Source organism: Roseiarcus sp. (genome assembly GCF_052145395.1).
In the GTDB taxonomy this organism is placed as follows: Bacteria; Pseudomonadota; Alphaproteobacteria; order Rhizobiales; family Beijerinckiaceae; genus Roseiarcus.
In genome coordinates this window covers 1-8,001 of record NZ_JBKQOT010000638.1, presented here as the reverse complement: position 1 = coordinate 8,001, position 8,001 = coordinate 1, and the positions used below count along the sequence as shown (strand labels likewise).

Below are 8,001 nucleotides of genomic sequence, written 5' to 3'. Positions count from 1 at the left end.
GTCTCGAAAAGCATACGACTTGCGATATTGCTGCGATCGCCTGCTATTGCGCTGCGCGGGAATTTTCGTCAATGGAACGCAGTCGAACAGAGGGCGACCGTGGAGCATAACGCGCTTGACGATTCGGCCGTTCTCGTCACTGGCGCCAGCGGTTTTGTCGGCTCGGCGATCGCTGAGACGCTGCGCGCGGCGGGCTACCGCGTGCGCGTGCTCGTGCGGCCTTCGAGCTCCCGCGCCAACATCTCGCCGCTCGACACGGTCTGCCAGGGCGATCTTACCGACCGTTCGTCGTTGGCGGCCGCGTTGAAAGGCGTCCGCTTCCTCTTTCATGCCGCCGCCGACTATCGCTTTTGGGCGCGAGACCCCAAAGACTTCGGCCGCAACAATGTTGAGGGCACCCGCCTCGTCATGGAGGAGGCTTTGCGCGCCGGCGTCGAGCGCGTTGTTTACACAAGCAGTGTCGCCACCCTGAGGCTCTTGAACGGCGCGCCGGCGGACGAGAGCCGTCCGCTCTCCGAGGACGAAGCGATCGGCGCGTACAAACGCAGCAAGGTCGTTGCGGAGCGCCTCGTCGAGACGATGGCGCAGCGCGACGGACTGCCCGCCGTGATCGTCAATCCCTCGACCCCGATCGGCCCCCGCGACGTGAAGCCCACGCCGACGGGCCGCGTCATCGTTGAGGCGGCCTCGGGGCGCGTTCCGGCTTTCGTCGATACCGGGTTGAACCTCGTTCATGTCGACGACGTCGCCGCCGGCCATCTCGCCGCCCTGCGCCACGGCGAGGTCGGACAACGCTACATTCTTGGCGGCGAGAACGTCTTGTTTTCCGCCATGCTCGCCGACATCGCCACGATTGTCGGCCGCCGGGCGCCGACGTTGCGGGCGCCGCGCGCCCTCATTTATCCTGTGGCCTATGCGGCCGAGTTTCTCGCCCGATTCGGCCGGGGCGATCCCTTCATCACGGTGGATGGCATCAGAATGTCCCGCCACTTTATGTTCTTCGACGACGTCAAGGCGAGGCGCGAACTGGGTTACGTCTCGAGGCCCTATGGCGAAGGCCTGAGCGACGCGATCGCCTGGTTCCGCGCCCATGGTTATCTGCGATGATTGTCACCGCGCTCGCCTTCGTCCCGGTGGCGATCTGGGCCTATCTCCTCTTCGGCAGAGGGTGGTTCTGGCTCTGCCGGGAGCGCGACGACGCCGACGCCGCCGACAGGGGAACGCACGACGCGGCCGCCGACTCGCCGAGCGTCGTCGCTGTCATTCCGGCCCGCGACGAGGCGGAGGCGGTCGCGCGCGCTGTCGGCTCCCTTCTGCGGCAGGATTTTTCCGGGCGGTTCTCGATCGTGGTCGTCGACGATCAAAGCTCGGACGGCACTGCTGGCGAGGCTCGCGCGGCCGCCGAAGCCGCGATTGCGGCCGGGCGCGTCCGTATCGTGACGGGCTCCGCGCCGCCACAAGGCTGGACCGGAAAGCTCTGGGCGATGCGTCAGGGCCTCGCCGTTGTCGAAGCGGAAGAAAGTCCGCCTGAATTCGTCCTGTTCACCGACGCCGACATCGCCTATGCGCCTCAAACGCTTCGGCGTCTCGTCGCCATCGCGCGGGAGACCGACAGCGTGCTCGTTTCGCTGATGGCGAAACTGCGCTGCGTCAGCACCGCCGAACGCCTGCTCGCGCCGGCCTTCGTTTTTTTCTTTCAGAAGCTCTATCCGTTTGCGTGGGTGAACGATCCCGGACGCCGAACCGCTGCGGCGGCGGGCGGCTGCATGCTTGTTCGCCGCGAGGCGCTGGCCGCGGCAGGCGGACTTGAAACGCTGCGAGACGCCCTGATCGACGACTGCGCCCTTGCGGCGGCCATGAAGCGGCAAGGCGCGATCTGGCTCGGTCTCACCGAGAATGTGCATAGCCTGCGCGCCCATCCGGACATCGCCGATTTCGGGCGAATGATCGTGCGCTCCGCCTTTGCGCAATTGCATTACTCGTCGATTCTGTTGATCGGCGCGGTCGCCGGCATGGCCGCGACCTATTTGGCCCCGCCGCTGCTCGCCGTGTTCGGGCACGGCGCCGCGCAAGCGGCAGGCTTGATCGCTTGGGCGCTGATGGCCTTCGCCTTCGTTCCGATGCTTCGTTTCTATCGACAGCCGGTGGCATTCGGCGTCGCCTTGCCCGCAATCGCGGCCGCCTATACGGTCTTCACCATCGAGTCCGCGGTCCAGCATTGGCGCGGGCGCGGAGGAAAATGGAAAGGTCGCTACCAGGCCTCGACAAGCAGTATGGGCAGCGCATGACCTCTTCGGCAGAAGCGCTTTCGGGCAAGAGCCATCGGGACGAGAATTTTCCCGTGGCGTCATGGCTTGTGCGCTCGGAATATCGCCGGCCGATCTTGGCCTTCTACCGCTTCGCCAGGGCCGCCGACGACGTCGCTGATCATCCGTCCCTCGAAGCGGACCAGAAGCTCGCTCTCCTGGACCGGCTTGGCGAGGCTCTCTCCGGTCGCGGCTCCGGCGATCCGGAAGCCGAACCTTTGCGACTCGCGCTCAGCGAGAGGGGCCTCGCACCCCGCCATGCGTTCGACCTCCTCGAGGCTTTTCGGCTCGACGTGAGCAAGCGCCGCTATGCGAGCTGGGGGGAGCTCATGGACTATTGCCGGCTATCGGCGATGCCGGTCGGTCGCTTCGTCCTCGATGTGCATGGAGAGGACCCAAGCACGTGGCGGACGTCCGATCCGCTGTGCGCGGCTCTGCAGGTGATCAACCACTTGCAGGATTGTGCGGCGGACTATAGCCGGCTCGATCGTGTCTACCTGCCTCAGGATACGCTCGCCTCCCATGGCGCAGCGGTGGACATGCTCGCCGCCACCCGCTCCCCACCGGCCTTGCTCGCCGCGATCCGAGAACTTGCCGGCCGGACTGCTGCGCTGCTCAGCGACTCGGCTCCGCTTTCCGGCCAGGTCGGCAACGGCCGGCTGGCGCTCGAAATCGCGGCGATCCAGGCGCTCGCCGAGCATCTCACTCGTCGCCTGGCCAGACGCGATCCGCTGAGCGAGAACGTGCATCTCAGCAAGGCGGCTTCCGCCGCCGTTGCCGGCCTCGGCGTCTTGCGAGGCTTGGGATCGTTGCTCGCGCGTCCCCGGCGAAGAAATCGGACTGTCCGCGCATGAGTGAGGGCGCGGCGCTGACTGTTCCCGCTGCGACGGGAAGCTCGTTCTACCTCGCGATGCGCATCCTCCCGAAGGATCGGCGCAACGCCATGTACGCGGTCTACGGCTTCTGCAGAGCGGTCGACGACATCGCCGACGGGGGCGGATCTTCCGCTCGACGGATGGCCGATCTCGAGCGCTGGCGGGCCGACATCGACGATCTGTTCGCCACGCGTGCGCCTGCACAGCTCGGCGATCTTGCGGAAGCCGTGCGCCGGTTCGACCTCCGACAGGCGGACTTCAACGCCATCATCGACGGCATGGCGATGGATGCGGCCGCCGACATTCGCGCACCGGATTGGGCAACCCTCGATCTTTACTGCGATCGGGTCGCAAGCGCTGTCGGGCGCCTTTCCGTGCGCATCTTCGGCATGCGCGCGGAGCCGGGAGAGGCGCTCGCTCATCATCTCGGCCGAGCCCTGCAATTGACGAACATCCTGCGGGATATCGACGAGGACGCCGCAATCGGTCGGCTCTATTTGCCGCGAGAGGCGCTTGCTGCGGCGGGCATTTTTTCCGACGAGCCGCTGGACGTTGCGGCTGATCCCCGGCTCCCTGCCGCGTGTGCGGAAGTCGTGACGCGCGCGCGGGCGCATTTCGATCAATCCAGACGCGTGATGGACAAGGAGCCGCGGGGCGCCGTGCGGGCGCCGCGTCTCATGGCTGCGGCCTACGAATCGATTCTCGATCGCATGGCGGCGCGCGGCTTCGCGCCGCCACGTCAGCGCGTCAGAGCAGACCGGTTGCGGGTCCTCGGCGCATTCCTTCGGTACCGCGTCGCATGAATGACGCGACCATCCATGTCGTCGGGGCGGGCGTCGCCGGATTGAGCGCAGCCGTGAGGCTGGCCGACGAGGGCCGTCGGGTCGTTCTGCACGAGGCCGCGGGCTCGGCGGGCGGCCGCTGCCGGTCTTACCAGGATCAGGCGCTGGGCCTCACGATCGACAACGGAAACCACTTGCTGTTGTCCGGCAATTGGGCTGCGCTAGACTATCTTGACCGCATCGGATCGCGCGCAAGGCTGCAAGGACCGTCGTCGGCGGCGTTCGATTTCGCCGATCTGAAGAGCAACGAACGCTGGCGCCTGCGTCCGAACGACGGCCGGACGCCATGGTGGCTTTTCGACCCAAGCCGCCGCGTTCCAGGCGCCGCGCTTCACGAGTATCTCGCGCCGCTGCGGACTCTGAGGACGACGGGGACGGCGTCGCTCAGCGACGTGATGAAATGCTCGGGGCCGCTCTATGAGCGCCTTTGGGGTCCGGTTCTGCTGGCGGGATTGAACACCGACCCTGCGGAAGGCTCCGCGTTGCTCGCGGCGGCGATGCTGCGCGAGACCCTGTTCGCCGGGGGTAAAGCGTGCCGTCCGCTCGTCGCGATCGGCGGTCTCTCCGCGTGCTTCGTAGATCCTGCGCTCGACCATCTATACGCGCGCGGGGCGACGATCCGATTTGGTGAGCGTCTGCGGGGCGTCGCGTTCGCCGACGGACGCGCCGTCGGCCTCGATTTTGGCGAAGGCCGCACGGAGTTCGGGAGCCACGACGAGCTCATTCTTGCCGTGCCTCCTTTCGTCGCGCGGGAGCTGCTCCCCGAGCTCCACGCTCCGGACGAGTTCCGTGCGATCGTCAACGCGCATTTTCGCGTCGAACCCGCCAAGGATCAGCCCTTGATCCTTGGTGTCGTCAACGGCTTGTCCCAGTGGATATTCTCCTATCCGGAACATGTCTCGGTGACCATCAGCGGCGCCGATCGTCTCATCGACCGGCCGAGGGAGGACCTTGCTGAGGCGATCTGGGGCGAGGTCGCCGCGGTTCACGGCCTCGGCTCGAAGCCGCCGCCGTGGCGGATCATCAAGGAAAAGCGCGCGACCTTCGCGGCGACGCCAATCCAGAATGCAAAAAGACCGCCCGCGCACACGCGTTGGGCGAATGTCGTCCTTGCCGGCGACTGGACTCAAACAGGACTTCCGGCAACCATCGAAGGCGCGGTGCGTTCGGGATACAAGGCGGCGTCGATCGTGACTGAGCGACGCGACGGCGCTCGGGTCCGCAAGAGAGCGGGGGTTTCGAGGTGACTCTTTCCCTTGTCGATACGCTTTCGCTGGAAGCGGTCGAGCGGCGCATCCGCGCGGCGTCCGCGGCGCTCGTCTCCTGCCAGCGGCCGGATGGACACTGGTGTTTCGAGCTCGAGGCCGACGCGACCATCCCGGCGGAATATGTGCTGTTTCGCCATTTCCGCGGCGAGATTCAGGACGTGGATCTCGAGCGCAAGATCGGCGTCTATCTGCGCCGCATCCAGGGCGCCCACGGCGGGTGGCCGCTGTTTCACGACGGCGCATTCGACATCAGCGCCAGCGTCAAGGCCTACTTCGCTCTCAAGATGATCGGCGACGATCCTGAGGCGGCGCATATGCGCCGGGCGCGCGAAGCGGTTCTCGCGCATGGCGGGGCGACGGCGAGCAACGTCTTCACCCGGTTCCTGCTGGCGATGTACGGAGCGATCCCCTGGCGCGGCACGCCGGCGATGCCGGTCGAGATCATGCTCTTGCCGCCGTGGTTTCCCTTCCATCTGAGCAAGATCTCGTACTGGGCGCGCACGGTTCTCGTCCCGCTGCTCGTCCTCCAGGCGCTCAAGCCGCAGGCGAAGAATCCGCGAGGCGTGCGCATCGACGAGTTGTTCGTTGCGCCGCCCGAAACGGTGCGCCAATGGCCGAAGGGCGCTCACCAGTCCTGGGGTTGGATCCAATTCTTCGACGCGGTCGACGCGCTCCTGAAGCGCGCCGAGCCGCATTTTCCCTCAGCGACGCGAAAGCGGGCGATCGATCGTGCGGTCGCCTTCGTCGTCGAGCGTCTCAATGGAGCCGACGGACTGGGCGCCATCTTCCCCGCCATGGTGAACAGCGTGCTAATGTTCGACGCGATCGGCTACCCGCCCGATCATCCGCATCTCGTCGTGGCGCGGGAGTCGATCGAGCGGCTCCTCGTCGTCAACGGAGACGAAGCCTATTGTCAGCCCTGCGTCTCGCCGGTCTGGGACACGGCGCTCGCGGCTCACACCCTGCTCGAGGTTGGCGACGACACCGCGGAAGCGAGCGCGAGGGGCGGCCTGGACTGGCTCAAGCCCCTCCAAGTCCTCGATGTGAAGGGCGATTGGGCGGAGCGGCGTCCTGGCGTGCGTCCCGGAGGCTGGGCCTTCCAGTACGCCAACGCCTACTACCCGGACCTCGACGATACCGCGGTCGTGGCGATGGCGTTGGATCGGGCGGCCCGGCGCGGCTCGGGCCTCGAGCCGGAACAGTTCGAGCCCGCGATTGCTCGCGCCAAGGAATGGATCGAAGGCCTGCAGAGCCGCGACGGCGCCTGGGGCGCCTTCGACGCTGACAACACGTACGACGTGCTCAACAATATCCCATTCGCCGACCACGGTGCGCTGCTCGATCCGCCAACCGCCGACGTCACCGCGCGCTGCGTCTCGATGCTGGCCCAACTCGGCGAAACGCGCGAGACGAGCGCGTCGCTGGCTCGCGGCCTCGACGCCCTCATCTCGAGGCAGGAGCCGGACGGCAGCTGGTACGGCCGTTGGGGGATGAATTATGTCTACGGCACGTGGTCGGCGCTCTGCGCCCTCGCCGTCGCCGGGGTCGATCCGAACGCCCCGACCGTGCGACGCGCGGTCGACTGGCTCGTACGCATCCAGAACGACGATGGCGGCTGGGGCGAAGGGGGCGACAGCTACAAGCTCGGCTACCGAGGCTATGAGGCGAGCCCGAGCACGGCCTCGCAAACCGCCTGGGCGCTGCTGGGCTTGATGGCGGCCGGAGAAGCCGACCATCCGTCGGTCGCGCGCGGCGTCGCGTATCTTGCAGCGAATCAGGGCGAGGACGGCTTCTGGGACGAGCCTTTCCACACGGCGACCGGCTTTCCGCGCGTCTTCTTCCTGCGCTACCACGGCTATTCCAAGTTCTTCCCGCTCTGGGCGCTCGCCCGCTACCGAAACCTCAAGCGCGCCAACAGCCGCAGCGTAGCGTTCGGAATGTGAAGGCGATGTCGGCGTCTCCATCCCCTGATCCGCCGTGCTGATCGTCTGCGGCCTGAAGCGCGAGGCGGCGGTTTTCGCGGGTCCGGACGCCCTCTCGGCGTACGGGGACGGACCGACTTTGCAGTCGAAGCTCGACCAACTGGCGGACCGTCCGCTGCGCATGGTCGTCAGTTTCGGCTTGTGCGGCGGGCTCGATCCGGCGCTCAGCCGCGGCGATATCGTGCTGGGAACCGAGGTCGTCTCGGGCGGCCAGAGCGTCACGCCCGACGCAGCGTTGACGGAAGCGCTGAAGCGCCGCCTCGTCGACGGCGGCGAGCGTCCCGTCCTCGGACGGATCGCCGCCGCGGAGGCTCCGGTCCTGACCCGCCAGGGGAAGTCCGCGCTGCACGATGCGACAGGCGCGGCCGCGGTCGACATGGAAAGCCTCGCCGCGGGCCTCTTCGCCCGGGCGCGGGGCGTGCCATTCGCGATCCTGCGCGCCGTCTGCGATCCGGCGGACCGCGATCTGCCGCCGCTCGCGCTCGCCGCCGTCGACCCCGCCGGCGGCGTGAAGGTCGGCGCGGTGATCGCAGGACTGATCCGCTCGCCCTCCCACCTCCGGGGCGTGATCGCCGCCGCGGTGGACAGCGCCGCAGCGATCCGCGCCTTACGGCGTTGCAGCCGTCTTGGCGATCCGTTCCCCGACTTGCTCCCGCCGCGTCTCTGACAGCCTTTGCGCCACGCTGCGCTCGAACACGAATTCCGCCGGACGCTGCCTTTCCAGCGAA

7 protein-coding genes are annotated in these 8,001 nt (G+C 67.3%); all 7 read left to right on the top strand.

All coding sequences use genetic code 11. From position 1 onward, the window contains the following. Nucleotides 1-99: 99 nt before the first annotated feature. Genes hpnA through ACLP25_RS22045 form a run of 7 tightly spaced genes read left to right on the top strand, consistent with a single transcriptional unit; the run spans nucleotide 100 to nucleotide 7,940 of the window. On the top strand, nucleotides 100-1,107 hold the full coding sequence (gene hpnA, locus ACLP25_RS22075; protein ID WP_442471290.1) for a hopanoid-associated sugar epimerase: 1,008 nt from the start codon (nucleotides 100-102) through the stop codon (nucleotides 1,105-1,107). Continuing rightward, the gene (locus ACLP25_RS22070; RefSeq protein WP_442471289.1) at nucleotides 1,104-2,288 is read left to right on the top strand and encodes a glycosyltransferase; all 1,185 of its coding nucleotides are present in this window, start codon (nucleotides 1,104-1,106) and stop codon (nucleotides 2,286-2,288) included. The genes hpnA and ACLP25_RS22070 overlap by 4 nt, the downstream gene beginning before the upstream one ends. Beyond that, on the top strand, nucleotides 2,285-3,160 hold the full coding sequence (hpnC, locus tag ACLP25_RS22065) for a squalene synthase HpnC (protein ID WP_442471288.1): 876 nt from the start codon (nucleotides 2,285-2,287) through the stop codon (nucleotides 3,158-3,160). The genes ACLP25_RS22070 and hpnC overlap by 4 nt, the downstream gene beginning before the upstream one ends. Then, on the top strand, nucleotides 3,157-3,984 hold the full coding sequence (gene hpnD, locus ACLP25_RS22060; protein WP_442471287.1) for a presqualene diphosphate synthase HpnD: 828 nt from the start codon (nucleotides 3,157-3,159) through the stop codon (nucleotides 3,982-3,984). Before hpnC ends, hpnD begins: the two co-directional genes overlap by 4 nt. After that, a complete protein-coding gene (gene hpnE / locus ACLP25_RS22055) occupies nucleotides 3,981-5,270 on the top strand; it encodes a hydroxysqualene dehydroxylase HpnE (RefSeq protein WP_442471286.1) in 1,290 nt (429 codons plus the stop codon). The genes hpnD and hpnE overlap by 4 nt, the downstream gene beginning before the upstream one ends. After that, a complete protein-coding gene (shc, locus tag ACLP25_RS22050) occupies nucleotides 5,267-7,234 on the top strand; it encodes a squalene--hopene cyclase (protein ID WP_442471285.1) in 1,968 nt (655 codons plus the stop codon). Before hpnE ends, shc begins: the two co-directional genes overlap by 4 nt. 34 nt (nucleotides 7,235-7,268) lie before the next feature. Next, nucleotides 7,269-7,940, top strand: a complete 672-nt coding sequence (locus ACLP25_RS22045; RefSeq protein WP_442471284.1) for a phosphorylase family protein — start codon at nucleotides 7,269-7,271, stop codon at nucleotides 7,938-7,940. Nucleotides 7,941-8,001 lie beyond the last annotated feature (61 nt).

What these genes read in the sequence shown, in the direction of transcription:
- hpnC (WP_442471288.1), top strand. Translation starts at nt 2,285, where the DNA reads ATGACCTCTTCGGCAGAAGCGCTTTCGGGCAAGAGCCATCGGGACGAG.
- hpnD (WP_442471287.1), top strand. Translation starts at nt 3,157, where the DNA reads ATGAGTGAGGGCGCGGCGCTGACTGTTCCCGCTGCGACGGGAAGCTCG.
- ACLP25_RS22070 (WP_442471289.1), top strand. Translation starts at nt 1,104, where the DNA reads ATGATTGTCACCGCGCTCGCCTTCGTCCCGGTGGCGATCTGGGCCTAT.
- hpnE (WP_442471286.1), top strand. Translation starts at nt 3,981, where the DNA reads ATGAATGACGCGACCATCCATGTCGTCGGGGCGGGCGTCGCCGGATTG.